This is a genomic window from Bradyrhizobium sp. CSA207 (assembly GCF_029051685.1).
Classification (GTDB): domain Bacteria; phylum Pseudomonadota; class Alphaproteobacteria; order Rhizobiales; family Xanthobacteraceae; genus Bradyrhizobium.
In genome coordinates this window covers 211,673-231,435 of the sequence record NZ_JAACFT010000007.1, presented here as the reverse complement: position 1 = coordinate 231,435, position 19,763 = coordinate 211,673, and the positions used below count along the sequence as shown (strand labels likewise).

Annotated in this window: 22 protein-coding genes; 11 read left to right on the top strand and 11 right to left on the bottom strand. The window is 64.3% G+C overall.

The genetic code is table 11. The features are described 5' to 3' along the window. Positions 1–97 precede the first annotated feature (97 nt). The 5 genes from GWG65_RS10450 to GWG65_RS10430 all read right to left on the bottom strand — a co-directional run bounded on the left by GWG65_RS10450 (position 98) and on the right by GWG65_RS10430 (position 3,661). Positions 98–1,480, bottom strand: coding sequence for an aspartate aminotransferase family protein (locus tag GWG65_RS10450; RefSeq protein WP_275195464.1), 1,383 nt, complete (start codon positions 1,478–1,480; stop codon positions 98–100). Between the two features lie 171 nt (positions 1,481–1,651). Beyond that, positions 1,652–1,819 carry a hypothetical protein gene (locus GWG65_RS10445; RefSeq protein WP_275195463.1) on the bottom strand — a complete coding sequence of 56 codons (168 nt, stop codon included), beginning with the start codon at positions 1,817–1,819 and terminating at the stop codon, positions 1,652–1,654. 34 nt (positions 1,820–1,853) lie between these two features. Then, complete coding sequence (locus GWG65_RS10440; protein WP_275195462.1) at positions 1,854–2,417, bottom strand: isochorismatase family protein; 564 nt, start codon at positions 2,415–2,417, stop codon at positions 1,854–1,856. Positions 2,418–2,442: 25 nt separating this feature from the next. Continuing rightward, entirely contained in the window at positions 2,443–3,063 is a 621-nt protein-coding gene (locus GWG65_RS10435; RefSeq protein WP_148740934.1) for a GNAT family N-acetyltransferase, read from the bottom strand. Next, positions 3,050–3,661: a hypothetical protein gene (locus GWG65_RS10430; protein WP_275195461.1), complete on the bottom strand. Its 612-nt coding sequence runs from the start codon at positions 3,659–3,661 to the stop codon at positions 3,050–3,052. Before GWG65_RS10430 ends, GWG65_RS10435 begins: the two co-directional genes overlap by 14 nt. A gap of 77 nt (positions 3,662–3,738) precedes the next feature. Between GWG65_RS10430 and GWG65_RS10425 the strand changes: the two genes are divergently transcribed. Next, entirely contained in the window at positions 3,739–4,779 is a 1,041-nt protein-coding gene (locus GWG65_RS10425; RefSeq protein WP_275195460.1) for a LysR family transcriptional regulator, read from the top strand. Positions 4,780–4,805: 26 nt separating this feature from the next. Here the strand turns inward: GWG65_RS10425 and GWG65_RS10420 are convergent, their stop codons facing one another. Next, positions 4,806–5,975 carry an autotransporter outer membrane beta-barrel domain-containing protein gene (locus tag GWG65_RS10420; protein ID WP_275195459.1) on the bottom strand — a complete coding sequence of 390 codons (1,170 nt, stop codon included), beginning with the start codon at positions 5,973–5,975 and terminating at the stop codon, positions 4,806–4,808. Between the two features lie 379 nt (positions 5,976–6,354). Here GWG65_RS10420 and GWG65_RS10415 point away from each other — a divergent pair, with 379 nt between their 5' ends. The 3 genes from GWG65_RS10415 to GWG65_RS10405 all read left to right on the top strand — a co-directional run bounded on the left by GWG65_RS10415 (position 6,355) and on the right by GWG65_RS10405 (position 7,419). Next, positions 6,355–6,561: a cold-shock protein gene (locus GWG65_RS10415; protein ID WP_275195458.1), complete on the top strand. Its 207-nt coding sequence runs from the start codon at positions 6,355–6,357 to the stop codon at positions 6,559–6,561. Positions 6,562–6,703: 142 nt separating this feature from the next. Further along, positions 6,704–7,006, top strand: coding sequence for a hypothetical protein (locus tag GWG65_RS10410; RefSeq protein WP_275195456.1), 303 nt, complete (start codon positions 6,704–6,706; stop codon positions 7,004–7,006). Beyond that, positions 7,003–7,419 carry a type II toxin-antitoxin system VapC family toxin gene (locus GWG65_RS10405; protein WP_275195455.1) on the top strand — a complete coding sequence of 139 codons (417 nt, stop codon included), beginning with the start codon at positions 7,003–7,005 and terminating at the stop codon, positions 7,417–7,419. Before GWG65_RS10410 ends, GWG65_RS10405 begins: the two co-directional genes overlap by 4 nt. A 224-nt stretch (positions 7,420–7,643) precedes the next feature. On the opposite strand, the gene purN is transcribed toward GWG65_RS10405, so the two are convergent. Then, complete coding sequence (purN, locus tag GWG65_RS10400; RefSeq protein ID WP_275195454.1) at positions 7,644–8,297, bottom strand: phosphoribosylglycinamide formyltransferase; 654 nt, start codon at positions 8,295–8,297, stop codon at positions 7,644–7,646. Between the two features lie 4 nt (positions 8,298–8,301). Continuing rightward, positions 8,302–9,375: a phosphoribosylformylglycinamidine cyclo-ligase gene (gene purM / locus GWG65_RS10395; RefSeq protein ID WP_275195452.1), complete on the bottom strand. Its 1,074-nt coding sequence runs from the start codon at positions 9,373–9,375 to the stop codon at positions 8,302–8,304. Positions 9,376–9,529: 154 nt separating this feature from the next. Here purM and GWG65_RS10390 point away from each other — a divergent pair, with 154 nt between their 5' ends. The 4 genes from GWG65_RS10390 to ppx all read left to right on the top strand — a co-directional run bounded on the left by GWG65_RS10390 (position 9,530) and on the right by ppx (position 14,685). After that, on the top strand, positions 9,530–10,072 hold the full coding sequence (locus GWG65_RS10390; RefSeq protein ID WP_275195451.1) for a CDP-alcohol phosphatidyltransferase family protein: 543 nt from the start codon (positions 9,530–9,532) through the stop codon (positions 10,070–10,072). A gap of 86 nt (positions 10,073–10,158) precedes the next feature. Then, positions 10,159–10,836 carry a DnaA/Hda family protein gene (locus GWG65_RS10385; protein ID WP_275195450.1) on the top strand — a complete coding sequence of 226 codons (678 nt, stop codon included), beginning with the start codon at positions 10,159–10,161 and terminating at the stop codon, positions 10,834–10,836. A gap of 141 nt (positions 10,837–10,977) precedes the next feature. Next, positions 10,978–13,167: an RNA degradosome polyphosphate kinase gene (locus tag GWG65_RS10380; RefSeq protein ID WP_275195533.1), complete on the top strand. Its 2,190-nt coding sequence runs from the start codon at positions 10,978–10,980 to the stop codon at positions 13,165–13,167. A 15-nt stretch (positions 13,168–13,182) separates the two neighbouring features. Then, complete coding sequence (gene ppx, locus GWG65_RS10375) at positions 13,183–14,685, top strand: exopolyphosphatase (RefSeq protein ID WP_275195449.1); 1,503 nt, start codon at positions 13,183–13,185, stop codon at positions 14,683–14,685. An 81-nt stretch (positions 14,686–14,766) separates the two neighbouring features. Here the strand turns inward: ppx and GWG65_RS10370 are convergent, their stop codons facing one another. Together GWG65_RS10370 and ndk are read right to left on the bottom strand one after the other, a co-directional pair. After that, on the bottom strand, positions 14,767–15,627 hold the full coding sequence (locus GWG65_RS10370; RefSeq protein WP_275195447.1) for a TerC family protein: 861 nt from the start codon (positions 15,625–15,627) through the stop codon (positions 14,767–14,769). A 44-nt stretch (positions 15,628–15,671) separates the two neighbouring features. Further along, positions 15,672–16,094 (bottom strand): nucleoside-diphosphate kinase, encoded by a 423-nt coding sequence (ndk, locus tag GWG65_RS10365; protein ID WP_275195446.1) that lies wholly within the window; start codon positions 16,092–16,094, stop codon positions 15,672–15,674. Positions 16,095–16,403: 309 nt separating this feature from the next. Here ndk and GWG65_RS10360 point away from each other — a divergent pair, with 309 nt between their 5' ends. The 3 genes from GWG65_RS10360 to GWG65_RS10350 all read left to right on the top strand — a co-directional run bounded on the left by GWG65_RS10360 (position 16,404) and on the right by GWG65_RS10350 (position 18,977). Further along, positions 16,404–16,658: a sulfur globule protein precursor gene (locus tag GWG65_RS10360; protein WP_275195445.1), complete on the top strand. Its 255-nt coding sequence runs from the start codon at positions 16,404–16,406 to the stop codon at positions 16,656–16,658. A 222-nt stretch (positions 16,659–16,880) separates the two neighbouring features. Beyond that, positions 16,881–17,060, top strand: coding sequence for a hypothetical protein (locus tag GWG65_RS10355; protein ID WP_275195444.1), 180 nt, complete (start codon positions 16,881–16,883; stop codon positions 17,058–17,060). A gap of 54 nt (positions 17,061–17,114) precedes the next feature. Beyond that, the gene (locus GWG65_RS10350) at positions 17,115–18,977 is read left to right on the top strand and encodes an ABC-F family ATP-binding cassette domain-containing protein (protein ID WP_275195442.1); all 1,863 of its coding nucleotides are present in this window, start codon (positions 17,115–17,117) and stop codon (positions 18,975–18,977) included. A 257-nt stretch (positions 18,978–19,234) separates the two neighbouring features. On the opposite strand, the gene GWG65_RS10345 is transcribed toward GWG65_RS10350, so the two are convergent. Further along, positions 19,235–19,726, bottom strand: coding sequence for a hypothetical protein (locus tag GWG65_RS10345; protein WP_275195441.1), 492 nt, complete (start codon positions 19,724–19,726; stop codon positions 19,235–19,237). Positions 19,727–19,763 lie beyond the last annotated feature (37 nt).

Below are 19,763 nucleotides of genomic sequence, written 5' to 3'. Positions count from 1 at the left end.
TGCCAGTCGGACCGTCGCCCTTCGAGGCTCGCCCAGCGACGCATTTGCGCCGCCGGCTCACGCCTCAGGGTGACGGCGATGGAATTGGGCCGCGCATTTACGCCGGCGTCAGCTTGGCCACTTCGCCCTTCATGTCATCCAGCACACCTGAGATCGCGGCGACGAGGTCGTCGATCTGGGCCTTGGTAACGATCAGCGGCGGGCAGATGGCGATGGCATCTAACATGTTGCGCGAGATCACGCCGCGCTCCTGGAGCATGCGGCTGGCGATGCCGCCGACGGCACCCGGCGTCGCCGCCGCGGTCTTGCGCTGCTTGTCGAGCACGAGCTCGATGGCTGCGATCATGCCGACGCCGCGGACCTCGCCGACCAGCGGATGGCTGGCGAGATCGCGCAGTCTGCCTTGCATGTAAGCACCGAGCTCGGCGGCATGCGCGACCAGGCCGCGCTCCTCGATGATCTTGAGGTTCTCCAGCGCAATGGCCGAGCCGACGGGATGGCCGCCCGCGGTGAAGCCGTGGCCGAGCACGCCGATCTTGTTGCTCTCGTCCGCGATCGGCTCGAACATGCGGTCGTTCAGCAGGATCGCCGACAGCGGAAAATAGCTCGACGTGATCTGCTTGGAGACCACGATCGCATCGGGCCTGATGCCGTAGGTCTCGCAGCCGAACATCTTGCCGGTGCGGCCAAAGCCGCAGATCACCTCGTCGGCGACCAGCAGGATGTCGTACTTGTTCAAGACCTTCTGGATCTTGTCCCAATAGGTCGCCGGCGGCACGACGACGCCGCCCGCCCCCATCACCGGCTCGCCGAAGAAGGCCGCGATCGTGTCCGGCCCTTCCTTCTGGATCAGCGCATCGAGCTCCTCGGCCCGCCGCGTCGCGAACGATTCCTCGCTCTCGCCGGGCGCGCCGTCCTTGTAGAAATGGGGCGAGCCCGTGTGCAGGATGTTCGGCAGCGGCAGGTCGAACGAGCGGTGGTTGTTCGGCAGGCCGGTGAGGCTTGCCGAGGCGATCGTGACGCCATGATAGGCGCGCATGCGGCTGATCACCTTCTTGCGCTGCGGCTGGCCAAGCGCGTTGGAGCGATAGGCGATCAGTTTCAGGACGGTATCGTTGGCCTCCGAGCCGGAATTGGTGAAGAACACCTTGCTCATCGGCACCGGCGCCAGCGCCACCAGCTTCTCGGCGAGATCGATCGAGGGGCCGTGCGATTTCGCGGAGAACGTATGATAGAATGGCAGCGCCTGCATCTGCCGGTGCGCCGCCTCGACAAGCCGCTTCTCGTTGAAACCGAGCCCGACGCTCCACAGCCCCGCCATCGCCTCGAAATAGCGCTTGCCCGACGCGTCGAACACGTAGGGCCCCTCGCCGCGCTCGATCACCAGCGGACCAGCCTGCTGGTGGGTGCGCGCGTTGGTGTAGGGATGGAGCTGGTAGGCCACATCCCGGGCCTCTTGCGAATTGGGCAGCATGGACATTTGCGGGGATCCTTAAGTCGTCACGTAGCCGGCGTCATCACTTGGCTATTGCGAGAGCGGACAAGTTGCAACGCCAATTCGTCGGCAGCAAACGCCCAGCAGCGTTGCACAAAGCGGCACACGTGAGGCCAGGACTGAGGTTCAGATTCGGGTTCAGATTCGGGTTCGGCCTCAGGCTGCGCCGTCGTCCTCGCCGTCGGCGGCGTCGGCGGCTTCCCTGACCTCGACCAGCGCCATCGCGAGCAGATAGACAGTGGTGGGCAGGCCGACACGGCGTGCCCTCTCGATGGCGCGCAACAAGTCGGCCGCCAGCTCCTTCAGCTCTTCGCCCCGCGACAATGTATCACCCTGTCCATCCGCCGATCGCGTCCGCCTACACCGCGACGGCGCCGCTGGTCTTAATCAGTTCGGCGCTGGAATGGATTGTAGCAAAATTGCCGATGACATTCACCACTGCCTGCTTGTAGGCGGCCGGATCGCCCTCATTGGGCTGCCGGCACGCCACGGCGTCGCCTGCCACCTGGTAGCGATGGCTGCGGTGAAACCCCTCGACCACCGTGGCCAGGATGGTCTCGTCCAGGGAAAAGCCCGTCAGCACGCAGCGCGTGTTGCGGATATTGGACATGTAGTCCACGAACCGCGGCGAGCTGTAGGCCGACGGCAACGGGTGCTCGAACGTCATCTCGCCCGGTCGCGGCTTCGCCTCGGCAATCCAATCGGTCAGCCTCGATGCCGGATTGAACCACGCCGCCTGCGCGATGCGCTTCAAATGCATCACCGGCCAGAGACGGCCGCGCCACAGCGTCAGCAGTTCCAGGCAACGCGACGTGGCGGCGTCGCCATCGAGGATGACGTGGCGACGCCCCTGGGTCAGATATTCGACCTGGAGATCCGCGCAGACCAGGATTGGCGGATCGTCGTGAATGGAAACCAGCATTATCTTGCGCGCGGCTGCACCAGTTTCAACGACCGGCGAGCGCGACGTCCCTCAACGGTGACGTCACGGCCCGTCCCGCCGAGGCATCGAGCACGCCCGGCCGGTCCCAATCGCCCTCGGGGCGGATGATCACATAGGGATCGCTGTCCAGCGTGATCGCGTCCGGTCCCGGCTCGATCTCCAGCACCATCTCCGTGTAGGAGAAATCGGAGAAGGTGATCTTGCGGTTGTGGCCGAGCGGTTTGGCGCCGAAATGGGCCCAGAAGTCGACCAGCCGGTCCTGGGCCTGGCCGTAAATCTTGCGGAACCCCTTGCGCTTCACGTAATCGACGCTCGCCTGCACCAGCTTGAACGAGACGCGCGAGCGCCGATATTGATGGCGCACCGCGAGCCGCTCCACCTTGGCGAAATCGCCGAAGAAGCGCACCCGCAGGCAGCCCGCAGGCTCGTTGCCGACGAAGCCGATGAAATGCGCGGCCACCATGTCGTTGCCGTCGAACTCCTCGTCGAACGGACAATCCTGCTCTGCGAGATAGACCGCGGAGCGGATGGCGGTGACGAGCATGAGATCGCTGGGATCGCGCGCAATCCTGATGCTGATGGCGCGGGAGTCCGGCTTGGCGAGAGGAATTCTAGTGCCGTGCATCTGCAAAACTCCTTGCTTGGATGATGGAGCCCGGCAAGCGCATCGGCCGCCGGTTCCAGGGCCGCTCGTAACACCAGAGGTCGGGTTGGAAGCTCGGCACGGGTTGGAAGCCGGTCGCCCTCATGATGTCGCGTCCGGCTGCGGTCGAAGGCTGTGCATAGCAATCGGCGCCGCGAAACCGCGCCTGGCGCAGATGCGCAGCCGCCTTGCCGAGGCCGGCGACGCCGCGTCCCGTCGCCGCGATCGCCCAGATATAGACAGCTGCAACCGCCTCCGTCGCGGAAGCGAGGTAGCGCGTCTCGGGCGCGGTCAGGCAGATCTCGTCGAGCAGCAGTGCATCGTGTCCGCGATCGTTCAGAAACAAAAAGGCCATGCCGCCAAGCAGATCGCCCCTCCGTCTGAAGGTCAGGATGCTCTCGGGATCGAACGTGAAGTAGCTTTCAAGCTCCGCCGTTCCGAGCTGGACCCCCGGCACCAGGCGGCGCGCCATGTCGGAAAGCGCGTCAATTTCGGAAAATCTCGCGCACCGGACCTCAATGTCCGGACTGAGCGGCAGCGCGTCGAAATCATGCCTTGCGGCAAACCAGCCTCTTTCCATACCGATGCCGCCCCTCTATCGTTTGACGCTTTCGTGCCCCGCTTTGCCGAGGAGCTTAGCGGTTGGGGATCAGGAGTATGCAGCAACTATTGCACCGGGGTGCTGCGATGATGCAGCACCGTGAAGAAGCCCTGGGCGCATCCTGGGACGATTTGAAACTGTTTTTAGCTTGCGCAAAATATAAAAGTTTCCGCAACGCCGCCGAGGAGCTCGGGCAGACCAGCACCACCCTGATGCGCCGAATCGACCGGCTCGAAGAAAGCATCGGCTGCAAGCTGTTCCTGCGCGACCAGAGCGGTCTTACGCTCAGCGACGAAGGCACGGCGATGATTGCCGACGTCGCGCACATGGAGCGTCACGCCTTCAACGTGTTTCGCCGCGCCTCGCGCTCCTCGAACGATACGGCCGGCACCGTGCGCATCGCGGTGACGGAAGGCCCCGGCAATTTCTGGATCCTGCCGCGGTTGATCGACTTTCAGAAGACCTACCGCAAGATCGCTGTCGATCTGCGCTGCGCCATGGAGCAGGCCGACGTCGCGCGGCTGGAATCCGATATCGCCATCCAGCTCGAGCCGCCCACCAATCCCGATCTCATCGTCGCCAAGCTCGGTCGTCTCCACATCTATCCCTTCGTCTCCAAGGATTACGAAACCCTCTACGGCGTGCCGGCGACGCTTGCCGAATTGAAGAACCACAGGATCGTGAAGCAGACCGCGCCGCAGGTCGACGACACCGCCTACGCCCGCATCCTCGGACTGACGTCGCTCGAAGGCATCGTCGGGATCAAGACCAACTCCTCGGTGGGTGCACTCTATGCGGTCGAGCGCGGCGCCGGCATTGGCTTCCTGCCAACGGTGTCGATCGCGCTCGGCGCCTCGCTCGTTGCGGTCGATCTCGGCGTCAGCCACCACGCCGATCTCTGGCTCACCTATCACAAGGAGTTTCGCGCCTCCGAGCGCCACAAGATCGTGGTCGAGTGGCTGAAGAAGATCTTCGATCCCAAGACCTATCCCTGCTTCCGCGACGAGTTCATCCATCCGAACGCGCTGGTGCCGATGATGACGGCCGCGCGCGATGGCTTTGGCCTGACCGGGTATGTCGCGGCGACGCCGATATAGGCGGGCTTCTGTAGCCGGGCTTCGCCTCACCAGCGATATTCGAAACCGACCGTGCCTTGATGCGACCTCAGCTCGTTACGAAACTTGGCATCGTAATTGACGTAGAGCCGCGCGGTGCTGGTCAGGCTGAGCGAGGCTGAGGCCCCGGCATCCATGCCGTAGCGGCTCTCGCCGATGCCAGGCACCACGATGCTCTCGGTTCCCAGGCTGACCTGGATCGCGCCCAGGTTCTGATAGAAATTGTCGACGAACTTGCCATAGGCTGACAGGTCCAGAATCTTCCGGTCGAAGATGAAGTAACGCCCGATCTCGGCTCCGATCATGACGCGCGCGCGCGAGAGCGCGGTCGAGCCGACGTTCAATGGATCAAGTCCGCCGGCCTCCTGGAATGCCGCGCTGGTGGCGCGGACATATTCGAGCGCCCCCTTTGGCACGATCCGCATCTGATCCTTGGTCCAATAATAGCTGACCTCGGTCAGCGCGCCGTCGATGGACGCGCGATAGCCCGCCGTCGCCAGGCCAAAGCCGGTGTCCCGGCTGGAACGGACCTTGCCGAAACCATGCACTACCGCGAAAGCCCAGGTCCACGGCCCCTTGTCGACGGAGCCGTTGAAGCCGAGCTGGGTCAGGTCAAGCGTTGCCGACTGGAGCGCGAGCGGCACGTCGATGTCGGTGTGGCTCTGGTCGACGGAGAAGCCGATATTGACGCCCGGCGCCAGCCGCGCGCCAAAGCCGGCGACGCCGCCAAAGGTCTTGCGCTTGTCACCGACGAAATCACCCTGCGCATCGGACCGGACCGAGATGCCGTAGCCCTCGAACCAGGTGCGGTAGCGCGGATCCTCCGTGCCCTCGGAGGCGCCGCCGCCACCGGGATTGGTACGGAATGCCCGGTTGACGCCGCCCGATGCCTGGTTGCCGAGCCGCTCCAAGAACCCTGAACCGAGGTTGAGCGTAGCATTGCCGGCCGACCGGTCGTAGTTGGTCGAGGTCGGCATCGGAACCGGGATCGGTGACGGCGTGGGCGTCGGGGTCGGAGTGGGTGTCGGAGTGGGTGTCGGACTTTGCGCATAACCGGGCGTGGCCCCCGACACCACCACAACGAATGCCAAGCCTACAGCAATCGCGGTCGCGATCCGGCGGACCCGGCCCAATCCGATCGTCTGCCGTGTCCCGGAGGGCTCCGATGGGCAGCACATGACGACAAATCCTGAAGCAAAAAAGCGGCGCACAAAAATGCAACACGCGCTTGCAGCGCGTGTGGCGATTTGTGCTGAACCGCCAGGGAGCGTCAATCGGTTCAAGCCCTCAGGCAAGGGCGATTGCCCTCGATTGTGGTTCCGCTGCCACAGGTCGCAAATTGCATCTCGATGCGGCCCACCTGGTCTTGAAATTCGCGTACGGCTTGCTAACGCGCGATTTTCATGTTGCAATATCGGACACAATCGGAATTGGCGCTCGGCTGTGCGTTTCGCGACATTGAGATTCAAGACTCGAACAGACTTCCGGAAGCCCGTTTGTGGCGTGGCACGCGAAAAGCGGCCGCGTCTTTTTTGTATCTAGCGGAGGAGACTACCGATGCCGCAAAAGGGCACCGTCAAATGGTTCAACCCGACCAAGGGCTATGGGTTCATCAAGCCGAACGGCAGCGACAAGGACGTGTTCGTCCACATCTCTGCCGTCGAGCGCGCCGGACTCTCCACCCTCAACGAAAACCAGGTGGTTGAATACGACCTCGTGGAGAACCGCGGCAAGGCGTCCGCGGAGAACCTCAAGGTCACCTGATTTCTCTCACCTTACACGCGAGAGATCATGACGTTGCCCCCGGCTCTGCCGGGGGTTTTGTTTGTGGCGGCGAGAGAGATTTTAGGATCGCACTTGGCTCAATTTCCGGTTATATAACCGGATAGCGATGGAGGCAAGATCAGTGGCGACCAAATCACAGCGGAAAGCTACTCGCACCCACCGGCGCCGCGCTGCGGCGCGCGGCTTGGTACGCGTGGAAGTCCAAACGCCCAGGAAAGATGCGGAGCTAATCCGCGCTCTGGCTGAAACGCTGCGCGACAAGTCCGAAAAGGCTAACGCACTTCGATCGACTCTGGCCAACGCTCTCCTCAATCCTGAGATCAAGACCGCCTTCGATGTCTTTGGCTCCGACCTTCCTGACGAAGCCTTTAGCGGCGTATTCGATCAGCCACGGCGGGACGCCTGGCGCGAGGTCGATTTGTGAGATTCCTGCTCGACACCAACGTTATTTCCGAAATCCGCAAGCGCGAACGAGCCGACCCGAACGTCATTCGTTGGGTCAACCAGACTCCGGTAGAGGATATCGGAACGAGCGTCCTGGTGCTGGCCGAGATTCGTCGAGGCATCGAACTAAAAAGGCGCAACGATCCGCAACAGGCGAAATCGCTGGATCGATGGTTTGCGCAAATGCGGACCCGACTCGCAGACCGCGTTTTGCCGATCGACGAGACCGTCGCTGAGACCTGGGCGCTCCTTGGAATTCCCAATCCTTTGCCCCTCATTGATAGTCTTCTCGCCGCTACCGCCAAGGTACACGGCCTAACATTGGTGACGCGCAACGTTGCCGATATCGCAGCCGCCGGCGTATCATTGCTCGATCCGTTTTCCGCGCCTTAAGCGAACTGATCGATGATTCAGCCATCAGGCTACTTTTCGGTTTGCCAATGACACCAAATGGCTTGAGTTGCGAGAGGCAGTGCTCCAACTCGAGCCCTCCGACCACCCTGCCGAAGGCTTCCGCATTCTCGGATATGTTCGCAAAGGGGGAGCCGGCAAACTATCCGGCAAACTATCCGGCAAACTATCCGGCAAACTATATTGAATAGCCGCGCGGCTCTACCCTAGCTCACGACCGGCGCGACCAGAAAATTCTCCGACGGCCCGCTTCCCGCGGTCTTGCAGACATCGCCCTCGATCCGGACCTTGCCGGTGGCGAGCAACCGCAGCGCTTCGGGATAGATGCGGTGCTCGACTTCGAGGATGCGCTCCGAGAGCGTATCCGCCGTGTCGTTATCGCTGACCGGCACCGCACCCTGCATCACGATCGGGCCGGCATCGGTCTCGGGGATGACGAAGTGAACCGTCGCGCCAGACAGCTTGACGCCGGCGCGCAAGGCCTGGCCGTGCGGGTCGAGGCCCGGGAAGGACGGCAACAGCGACGGATGGATGTTGAGCATCCGGCCATACCAGGACCTGGTGAACTCGGCGGTAAACAGCCGCATGAAGCCGCCCAGGCAAATCAGCTCGATGCCGTGCTGATCGAGCGCGGCTTGCAGCACCGCCTCGAAAGCGGCGCGGTCCTTGCCGAACGGCTTGCTTTCGATCACCAGCGTCTTCACCCCACTCGTCCTGGCCCTTTCGAGTCCCGGCGCATCGGCCTTGTTCGAGATCACGAGCGCAATCTCCGCCGGAAAATCCGGGGCGGCCGCGCCCTTGATCAACGCAGCCATGTTGGAGCCCCGGCCCGAAATCAGGATGGCGACGCGGCGCTTCATGGGGCTACAGGGCCAGATCGAGGTTGCCGTTGTAGACGACGCGATGGTCGCCCTCGGCCGGGATCACCTGGCCGAGCACGGCGACCGTCTCGCCCGCGTCTGCAAAGACCTGCACCGCCTGGTCGACCTTATCCGGCTCGACGATTGCGATCATGCCGATACCGCAATTGAAGGTCCGCAGCATTTCCAGCTCGGCGACGCCGGCCTGTGCGGCCAGCCATTTGAACACCGGAAGCACCGGCAGGCGCGACAGATCGATGCCGACGCCGAGGTGCTTTGGCAGCACGCGCGGAATGTTGTCGGTGAAGCCGCCGCCGGTGATGTGGGCGAGGCCCTTGACCGCACCGGTCTCGCGGATGGCGCGCAGGCAGGATCTGACGTAGAGCCGCGTCGGCGTCAGCAGCGCACCGCCGAGCGTCATGACCGGCGCGAACGGGGCCTGTGCGGCGAAGCCGAGGCCGGACTGCTCGACGATCTTGCGCACCAGCGAGAAGCCGTTGGAATGCACGCCCGACGAGGCCAGCCCGATCACGGCGTCGCCCGCGGCGATGTCCTTGCGCGGCAGCAGCGTGCCCCGCTCGGCGGCGCCGACGGCAAAGCCGCCGAGGTCATAATCGCCGTCCTTGTAGAGGCCGGGCATTTCGGCAGTCTCGCCGCCGATCAGGGCACAGCCCGATTCCCGGCAGCCCTCGGCAACGCCCGCAACGATCGCCGCGGTCGCCTCCGGATCGAGCTTGCCGCAGGCAAAATAATCCAGGAAGAACAGCGGCTCGGCGCCCTGCACCACGAGGTCGTTGACGCTCATGGCGACGAGGTCGATGCCGATGCCGCCATGAAGGCCGGTCTCGATCGCGATCTTGACCTTGGTGCCGACGCCATCGGTGGCGGCGACCAGGATGGGATCCTTGAAACCGGCCGCTTTGAGGTCGAACAGGCCGCCAAAGCCGCCGATCTCGGCGTCGGCACCCGCGCGTGCGGTGGCGCGCACCATCGGCTTGATCAGGTCGACCAGGCGGTTGCCCGCATCGATATCGACGCCTGAATCGGCGTAAGTGAGGCCGTTTTTGCGGTCGGTCATGCCCGATTTCCAGTGGGTTTCCGGCTGGTTACGTCGAATTCCGGGGACACGCAATGGCTCGCATGGCGCGCTGCCCTATACTATGTAGATATCAACCGGTTCAGCCTTCAAACGGGCCGGATTCGAGGTCAGGCCGGGTGCCGGGAAGCGCCGCGTGAGTATTCCGAACATCATTACCCTGGGCCGCATCATGCTGGTCCCGATCATTGTCTGGGCCATCGTGTCGAGCCAAATGGAGGTGGCGTTCGCCGTCTTCCTGATCGCCGGCATAAGCGATGCCGTCGACGGCTTCCTCGCCAAGCGGTTCAACATGACGAGCGAGCTCGGCGCCTTGCTCGACCCGCTTGCGGACAAGGCGCTGTTGGTCTCGATCTACATGGCGCTCGGCATCTGGGGCGCGATCCCGCGCTGGATCGTGATCCTGGTGGTGTCGCGGGACATCATGATCGTGGCGGCCGTGATCGTCTCCTGGCTGTTCGACAAGCCGGTCGAGATGAAGCCGTCGAAGGTGTCCAAGCTCAACACTGTGGCCCAGGTGGCCTTCGCGGCGCTGGTATTGGCCTCGCTTGCCTTCGGCTTCAAGGCGCAGCCCTATGATATAATCCTGATGGGTCTCGTCACCGTCTTCACGCTCTCCTCCGTGTCGCTCTATCTCGTCGAGTGGCTGCGGCACATGAGCACCATCGAGGCCAAATGAGCCTGGAGGCCCCGCAAAAGGCCAACTCGCGCTCGATACGTCTACTCTCAACCGAGGCCGGCCGACCGGCATGGAGCAAAGCAAGCGTGGCAGGCCGCGTTCATCCCCGACAATTGGCGTTTTCGCTTCCGCATGCGGAAAGCCTGAGCCGGGACAATTTCCTCGAAGGCCCCTCCAACGCGGCCGGTCTCGGCCTGATCGACAGTTGGCCGGAATGGCCGAACCGGATCATGTGGCTGGCTGGCCCCGAAGGCAGCGGCAAGAGCCATCTCGCCGCGATCTGGGCCGAGGACGCCGGCGCCCGCTCGACCACGGCCAATGCGCTGATCCCCGCGAGCGTCCCTGGCGCGCTCGCGACCGGCGCCTTGGTGGTCGAGGATCTCAAGGCAAAGGAATTCGACGAGCGCGCCGTCTTCCACCTGATGAACCTCGCGCGTGAAGACGGCGCCTACGTCCTCTTCACCGGACGCGAGGTGCCCGCTGCGCTCGATATCGAACTGCGCGACCTGCGCTCCCGGTTGCGCGCTGTTCCCGTGATCTCGCTCTTGCCGCCGGACGACCAGCTGTTCCGCGGCCTGATCATCAAGTTCTGCGCCGACCACCAACTCGCCGTTGACGAGACCGTGGTCAGCTACCTCGCCACCCGCCTCGAGCGGTCCTCGGCCGCCGCCCGCCAGGCTGTGGAATTGCTCGACAGCGAGGCGCTGCGGCTCGGCCGTCCCGTTACAAGGGCGCTCGCCGCCGAGCTGCTGCGTGACGCCTGACCTGTCTTCCTATCCACAGCGCTTGACGGGGCGCGGCGGCGGAACGTCAATGTCATTGAAACGTCATCGCACTCACACATGCTCGCTCCGGTTTTGCGCCTAAGTCGCAAAGTGAGGCGAAACAGGATGGATCGACTTCTGATGGACTCTGCGCAAGCCATTGAAATTAAAGAAAAAGCTCAAGAATTCGAAGGCCAGCCGGCGATCGCTTCGAGCCCCGAGCGGTTCATCAACCGCGAGCTGTCGTGGCTGCATTTCAACCGGCGCGTCCTGGAGGAATCGGTCAATCCCAGCCACCCCGTGCTGGAGCGGGTGCGATTCCTGTCGATTTCGGCGAATAACCTCGACGAATTCTTCATGGTCCGCGTCGCCGGCATCAAGGCCCAGGTGCGCGAGGGTATTGCCGAGCGCAGCCCGGACGGCTTGACCCCGTCCGAGCAGCTTGCCCTGATCAACCAGACTGTCTCCAAGCTGGCCTCCGACCAGCAGGCGATCTGGCGCGGCCTGCGCGGCTCGCTGGCCGACGTCGGCATCGTGCTGGTCGACGGCAAGGAGGTCACCAAGGCGGAGCGGACCTGGATCGAGGACTACTTCCTCGCCAACGTGTTCCCGCTGCTGACGCCGCTCGCGATCGACCCGGCCCATCCCTTCCCGTTCATTCCGAGCCTCGGCTTCACCATCGCGCTCCAGCTCACGCGCGCCGCCGACGGCAAGCAGATGAACGCGCTGATCCGCATGCCCGGCAAGATCGACCGCTTCATCCGCCTGCCGGCCGACGGTACGGTGCGGCTGATCACGCTGGAACAGGCGACCTCCCTGTTCATCAATCGCCTTTTCCCCGGCTACAACCTGCACGGCCAGGGCGCCTTCCGCATCATCCGAGACTCCGAGCTGGAAATCGAGGAAGAAGCCGAAGACCTCGTCCGCCTGTTCGAGACTGCGCTGAAGCGTCGCCGCCGCGGTTCGGTGATCCGGCTCGAGATCGACGCCAAGATGCCGGAGCAGCTGCGCAGCTTCGTGCAGCACGCGCTGTCGGCCGCTGACGACGAGGTGTTTCTGGTCGACGGCGTGCTCGCCATGAACGAGCTGTCCCAGCTCACCCGCCTCGACCGGCCCGACCTCGAATTCACGCCTTACGTGCCACGCCATCCCGAGCGCGTGCGCGAGCACGGCGGCGACATTTTTGCCGCGATCCGGCAGAAGGACCTGGTCGTCCATCACCCCTACGAATCCTTCGATGTGGTGGTGCAGTTCCTCCAGCAGGCCACGCGCGATCCGGACGTCGTCGCGATCAAGCAAACGCTCTACCGCACTTCCAACAACTCGCCGATCGTGCGTGCGCTCGCGGAAGCCGCAGAAGCCGGCAAGTCGGTCACCGCGCTGATCGAGCTGAAGGCACGTTTCGACGAAGAGGCCAACATCCGCTGGGCGCGCGACCTCGAACGCGCCGGCGTCCAGGTGGTCTATGGCTTCCTCGAACTCAAGACCCACGCCAAGCTGTCGATGGTGGTGCGTCGCGAAGGCGGCAGCCTCACCACCTATGTCCATACCGGCACCGGCAACTATCACCCGGTGACCGCGCGCATCTACACCGACCTCTCCTACTTTACCTCGGAGCCGACCATCGGCCGCGACGCCGCGCGCGTGTTCAACTTCATCACCGGCTATGCGGCGCCAAGTGATCTCGAAAAGATGGCGGTGTCGCCGCTGACCCTGCGCAAGCGCATCATCCAGCACATCCAGGGCGAGACCGAGCATGCCCGGCACGGCAAGCCGGGCGCGGTCTGGATGAAGATGAATGCGCTGGTCGACCCCGACATCATCGACGCGCTCTACGAAGCGTCACAGGCCGGCGTCCAGGTCGAGCTCGTGGTGCGAGGCATCTGCTGCCTGCGGCCCGGCATTCCCGGCCTGTCGGAGAACATCCGCGTCAAGTCGATCATTGGACGCTTCCTGGAACACGGCCGAATCTACTGCTTCGGTATGGGCCAGGGCCTGCCGAGCGCGAAAGCGGCTGTGTATATCTCGTCCGCCGATATGATGCCACGCAACCTCGACCGTCGCGTCGAGGTGCTGTGTCCGCTGCAAAATCCCACGGTGCATCAGCAGGTTCTCGAACAGATCATGGTCGCGAACCTGAAGGATAATGAGCAGAGCTGGCAATTGTTGCCGGACGGGTCCTCAACGCGTATGAAGACCGCGAAGGGCGAGGAGCCTTTCAACGTCCACAACTACTTCATGACAAATCCGAGTCTGTCTGGCCGTGGAAAGTCGCTCAAGGAATCCTCGCCGCGCCGCCTCACGCGCCGGAACGAACGCCATCAACCCTGATCGGGGATTTCTGACGTGACGCAACCGCGCAAGCGCGGCTCGAGCGTCGCTGTCATCGATATCGGCTCCAACTCGGTGCGTCTCGTCGTCTACGAGGCGCTGGCGCGGAGCCTTATTCCGATCTTCAACGAGAAGACGCTGTGCGGCCTCGGCCGCGAGGTGCAGAGCACGGGCCTGCTTGCGCCGGACGCCGTCGACAAGGCGCTGACCTCGCTGAAGCGATTCCGCGCGCTGTGCCGGGTGATGCAGGTGGGGCGCGTGTTCGCGATCGCCACAGCGGCGTGCCGTGACGCCTCCAACGGCCCCGACTTCATCGCGAAAGCCGAGCGCATCTGCGCGGTCAAGATCGAGATTCTGTCCGGACCGCGCGAGGCGCGGCTGTCGGCGCTCGGCGTGATCTCGGGGATTCACCATCCCGACGGCATCGTCGGCGATCTCGGCGGTGGCTCGCTCGAACTGATCGACGTGCGCAGGAACAGCGTACGCAGCGGCGTGACGCTGCCACTGGGCGGTCTCGCGCTGCAGGACCTCGCCCACAAATCGCTCAAGCGGGCCGACCGCATCGTCCGCGAGGCGCTCGACGGGGTGCCGCAGCTCAAGGCGGGCAGCGGCCGCTCCTTCTATGCGGTCGGCGGCACCTGGCGCGCGCTTGCCCGCATCCACATCATCCAGAGCGGCTATCCGCTCCAGGTGATGCACGGCTATTCGATTTCGGCCGCCGAGGCGCTCGACTTTTCGCGTCGTCTGCGCCGTCTCGCGGCCGCCAACATGCTGGCCGACATCGAGATCGTCGCCGACGCGCGCCGCCCTCTCCTCACCTATGCCGCGCTGGTGCTCGAGCACATCATCCGTGTGGCAAAACCGAAGACCATCGTGTTCTCGACCTTCGGCGTTCGCGAAGGCCTGCTGCACGAGAAGTTGTCGCAGACCGAGCGCAGCAAGGACGGATTGGTCTGCGCGGCGGAAGAGCTCAACCAGCTGCTGTCGCGCTCGGCACGCCACGCCCGCGAGCTGATCGCCTGGACCGACCGGCTCGCGCGCGTGGTAAAGCTGCGCGAGAGCGAAGAGGACCGCCGCTTACGCCACGCCGCCTGCCTGCTCTCCGACATCGGCTGGCGCGTGCATCCCGACCATCGCGGCGAGCAGACGCTGAGCCTGGTCGTCAACGGCAATTTCGGCGCGATCACCCACACCGAACGCGCCTTCGTCGGCCTGTCGGTGTTCTATCGTTATGCGGGGCTGAGCGAGGAAAACCAGCCGCCGGTGGCCATGCAGGAGCTGCTGACGCCGGCGCAGATCGAACGCGCCCGTCTGCTGGGCGCTGCGTTCCGCGTCGCGCATCTGATCTCGGCGGCGCGCCCTGGCGTCTTGCCTGCCACGCATTTCCGCAGCGGGAGCCGCAAGCTGATGCTGGTGTTCGAGCACCGCCTCGGCGATCTCGTCGCCGACCGTGTCGGCAGCCGCTTCCGCCAACTCGCCCGCCTGATCGGCCGCGCCGGCTCGATCGTACGGCACTAAAGCATGATCCGGATCCGAAGGGCCGCGTTAGCGCAAACTGCGAAGCGGTCTTTCGAAAAGATCATGCTCAAGAAATAAGCCTTACTCCACCGAGACCTTGGCGTGTCGCTCGGAAGCCTCGAGCGCCGCCTGGCCCAGGCTGCGGCGGCGCCAGATGGTGCCGACCACCAGCACGACGGCAACACCGAGTGCTGCGCAGAGATATTCGCCGCCTCCGCCGCCATGGGTGAATTGCGGCGGGATGCGCAAGGCAGCGAGGATCGAATCAAGCGATGCGCCGAGCGGGCCGTCGAACAGCGTGTGCAGCTTCGGCGCGATGCCAGGATCGGTCGCAATCACTTCGCCCGAGATCCAGCCGAGCAGCGCCGCACCGGCCCATACAAGGACTGGCAGCTTCGCAAGCAGCGCCATGATGAGCGCCGCACCGGCCACGATCAGCGGCACGCTGATGGCAAGTCCGAGGATCAGCAGCGGCATGCTGCCATTGGCGGCGGCGGCCACGGCAATGACGTTGTCGAGGCTCATGATGATGTCGGCGACGACGACGATCTGCACGGCGTGCCACAGATGAGAGGCCGACTCGACGTCGTCCTCGCCCTCCTCTTCGGGCACGAGCAGCTTTGCCGCGATCACGATCAGCGCGAGGCCGCCGACCAGCTTGAGGTACGGCAGCCCCATCAGGCTGGCGACGATGCCGGTGAAGATGATCCGCAGCAGCACCGCGGCGCCGGCGCCGAGCACCATGCCCCATAGCCGGTGTCGCGGCTTCAGGCCGCGACAGGCGAGCGCGATCACCAGCGCATTATCGCCGGAGAGCAGGACGTTGATCCAGATGATCTTGCCGACCGCGATCCAGAAGGTCGGTTCGGCCATCTCATTGCGAAACTGGGTGAAGAATGCCCCGATCGTAGCGGGATCGAACATCTGCCAAAGCCAGTTCACAATGCGTCCTTTCGCCCCGCCGCCTTAACTTATCGGCTGTTGAATCAGCCGACGATCTCGTTGCCCGAGAAGAATTGCGCGATCTCGATCGCAGCCGTCTCCGGCGCGTCCGAGCCATGCGCGGAGTTCTCGCCGATCGACTTTGCGTAGAGCTTGCGGATGGTGCCGTCGGCCGCCTTGGACGGATCGGTCGCACCCATCGCCTCGCGGTACTTGGCGACGGCGTTCTCGCCTTCCAGCACCTGGACCACGACCGGGCCCGAGGTCATGAATTCGACGAGCTCGCCGAAGAACGGGCGTTCCTTGTGGACGGCATAGAAGGTCTCGGCCTGCTCCTTGGTCATGCGGATGCGCTTCTGCGCGACGATGCGCAGGCCCGCTTTTTCGATCACGGCGTTCACCGCGCCGGTCAGGTTACGCGCGGTCGCATCGGGCTTGATGATCGAGAAAGTACGTTCGATGGCCATGATCTTGTCCTTGAGGAGAAAGCGGTGGTTCGGAGTTGCGCGGCTTATATCGGCGCCGTTGCCGAACGGCAAGCGACCGCCGGAACGGCCTCACGGGCGCTTCGCCGCAGGGCCAAGGTCCAAGATTCTACCCGGGTTACAGCAATTTCACCCAGATGAACCCAATCTGAACCCGCCATCAGGGTTTGGTTCAGCCGCGCCGGCATAAGGTGTCGCCTATCGAAACGAATGCCTGATCATGAGGCAAACCGTTTCGGCGGCCTTTCCATCGACGCGCAGGCCCGCGCCGACAGTTCTGAGGAGATCACCATGTTGAGGAAACTTTCGCTTGCCGCAGTTGCCGCGCTCGCGCTGGGTGCCGCGCTGGCGCCGACCTCCGCCTCCGCTCACTGGCATGGCGGCTGGGGCTGGCACGGCGGCGGTTGGCATCACGGCCACGGCTGGGGTGGACCGCGCTTCTACGCCGGTGGCCCCGTCTCCTACGGCTATGGCGGCTGCTACGTGCGCCGGCTGGTCCCGACCCCCTGGGGACCCCGCTGGCGGCTGATCAACCGCTGCTACTGAGAGCGACAGCACCTTCCAAGGGTACCTACCGTCCCCCAGGTACCTTCCAAGAGAAGCCCCGGCGTGCCCCCGCCGGGGCTTTGCGTTGGGCGGCCGTTGGCCTGCACGACTAAATTTATACAATTTTTACTAGAATGCCCGGCAGCCCGCTGAGGGGCGAAACAATTTTACGGTCAGGGACTTGGTAGGGTGTCTTTATTGTGAAGCAATGGAACCTCGCCAATGACTGGCCTCTTCGCCGATGACAGCGAAAAGATCGACCGGCGCACCAGCCGCTCGATCCGCGATGCCGTGGGCGAGCGGCTCCAGCAATATCTTCGCCCCGAGTCCCGGCTCCCGACGCATCTCGAACAGCTGATGAGCGAGCTGGAGAAGCGCGACCGCGAGGACAGCTCGCACTAACGGGCAGACGCAAAAACGGGTTGCGTTCGCGGCGCCTTGCGGTGACAAGGCCGCATGCTTTCCATCACCGACCTTTCGGTCCGCCTCGCCGGACGTCTCCTGATCGACCAGAGTTCCGTGCAGATCACGCCCGGTTCGCGGGTCGGCATGGTCGGGCGCAACGGCACCGGCAAGTCGACGCTGTTCAAGATCATCCGCGGCGAGCTTGCAGCCGAACACGGCTCCGTCACGCTGCCGCCGCGCTGGCGCGTCGGCAGCCTCGCCCAGGAAGCGCCGAACGGCCCCGAAAGCCTGATCTCGGTCGTTCTCAAGGCCGATCTCGAACGCGACGCGCTGCTGCACGAAGCCGAAAGCGCGATCGATCCGCACCGGATCGCGGAGATCCAGACCCGGCTCGTCGACATCGACGCCCATTCGGCACCGAGCCGGGCCGCAGCGATTCTCTCAGGCCTCGGTTTTTCCGCGGCCGATCAGGCTCGCCCCTGCGCCGAATTCTCCGGCGGCTGGCGGATGCGCGTGGCACTCGCTGCGACACTGTTTGCAGCCCCCGATCTGCTGCTGCTCGACGAGCCCACCAACTATCTCGACCTCGAAGGCACGCTGTGGCTCGAGGATCATCTGGCGCATTACCCGCGCACGGTCATCGTGATCAGCCACGACCGCGACCTGCTGGAGAGCTCGGTCGACCAGATCCTGCACCTGGAGCGTGGCAAGCTCACGCTCTACCGCGGATCCTACTCCTCCTTCGAGGAGCAGCGCGCCGCGCGCGAGCTGCTCGATGCCAAGCAGGTCAAGCGTCAGGAAGCCGAACGCGCGCGGCTCCAGGCCTTCGTCGACCGTTTCAAGGCCAAGGCATCGAAGGCGCGCCAGGCGCAATCTCGCGTCAAAATGCTGGAGCGGCTGAAGCCGATCACGGCGCTGGTCACCGAGGACGTGCGCGAGATCAGCTTTCCGGCGCCGGAGAAGATCCTGTCGCCGCCGATCATCGCCGTCGACAATGCCTCGGTCGGCTACGATCCCAATACGCCGGTGCTGGGCCGCGTCACCTTGCGCATCGACAATGACGACCGCATCGCGCTTCTCGGCGCCAACGGCAACGGCAAGTCGACGCTGGTCAAGCTGCTTGCGGGGCGCCTTGCGCCGTTCTCCGGCAGAGTGACGCGCGCCGACAAGCTGTCGATCGCCTATTTCGCGCAGCACCAGCTCGACGAGTTGAACGAGGACGGCTCGGCCTATGACCATGTGCGCAAGCTGATGGGCGATGCGCCCGAGGCCAAGGTGCGCGCCCGCGCCGGCGCGATCGGTTTTTCCGGCAAGGCGGCCGACACCAAGGTCGGCAAACTGTCGGGCGGCGAGAAGGCGCGGCTCCTGCTGGGACTTGCGACCTTCTTCGGCCCCAACATGATCATTTTGGACGAGCCGACCAACCATCTCGACATCGACAGCCGTGCTGCGCTCGCCGAGGCCATCAACGAATTTCCCGGCGCGGTGATCATGGTCTCGCACGACCGCTATCTGATCGAGGCCTGCGCCGACCGGCTCTGGATCGTCGCCGATCGCACCGTGACGAACTACGACGGCGACCTCGACGAATACCGCCGCCTGGTGCTGTCGTCGCGCAACGCGGAAGCCTCCCCGCGCGAGCGCAGCATCCCGAGCGAAAAGCCGCAGCGCCCGAGATCAGATAACCGCGGCTCATTGAAGAAGCGCATCGCGGAAGCCGAAGCCGAGATCGCCCGCGTCGGCGAAATCATCGCCAAGATAGATACCGCGCTGGCCCTCCCTGACATTTTTACGCGCGACCCCAAGCAGGCCGCGCAACTGTCAAAGGCGCGCGCGAATGCGGCCGACGCGCTGGCGCGCGCGGAGGAACAATGGCTCGAGGCCAGTACGGAGTATGATGAGGCGGCGGGGTAGACTCGCCCGTTGTCGATAGCCAGTGGATAACTGCTGGATATGCGGTTTTCAGCGGCAAATGCGCCTGTTGGGAGCGGCCCTGCTTGCAGCGTTCGCCGCGACCATTGCGTTTATCATCCCATTTCTCGCGCAGAGACGACTTGTTCTCGCGCAGAGACGACTTGGCCCCCAGAAAACTACATTCCGGGGACCGAGCGGTCAGATCCTGTCGTTCGAAGGTGCAATGAACGGAGGCAATAGCCGTCCCGCGCGCCTTATCAGGTCGCCGCTTTCTTCTTCGGCTTCGGCTTGGCGGCCTTCGGCATCACAGGTGCCTCCGGCGTGCCCTCGATCGAGGACAGACGGCCGGCGGTGAACGTATAGATGCCGGCACGCGGACCGGTGGTCCAGGTCACCACGGCGACGCGCCGGCCGGCAGCATCGTTGGAGAGGTTGACGTTCGAGGGCGCGCCGATGCCGCGCACCACGTCGCATTCGGTATGGCCGAGCGCGACCGTGCCGCTGGATGGAGCCGGCGGAGTCGTCGACGCGTTGGCATCAGCCGGCCCGGGAGGCGCCATACCGGGACAGGCGCCATCAGCGCTGACCAGATCGTCGGCCCTCACGGGCGTGTCGGGGGTCAGCGGCGGCGATTCGATCGAGATGTTCTTGATGAACAGGCGGCCGGGCTTCTGAAACCATTCGGCATCCTTGGACAGCAGGTCGGGGGCGCTCGAGCAGCCCGCGATCAGCGGTGCTACGGCAGCCAACGCAAATATGAGCGACCTGGGAAGCTTTTGATGTCGC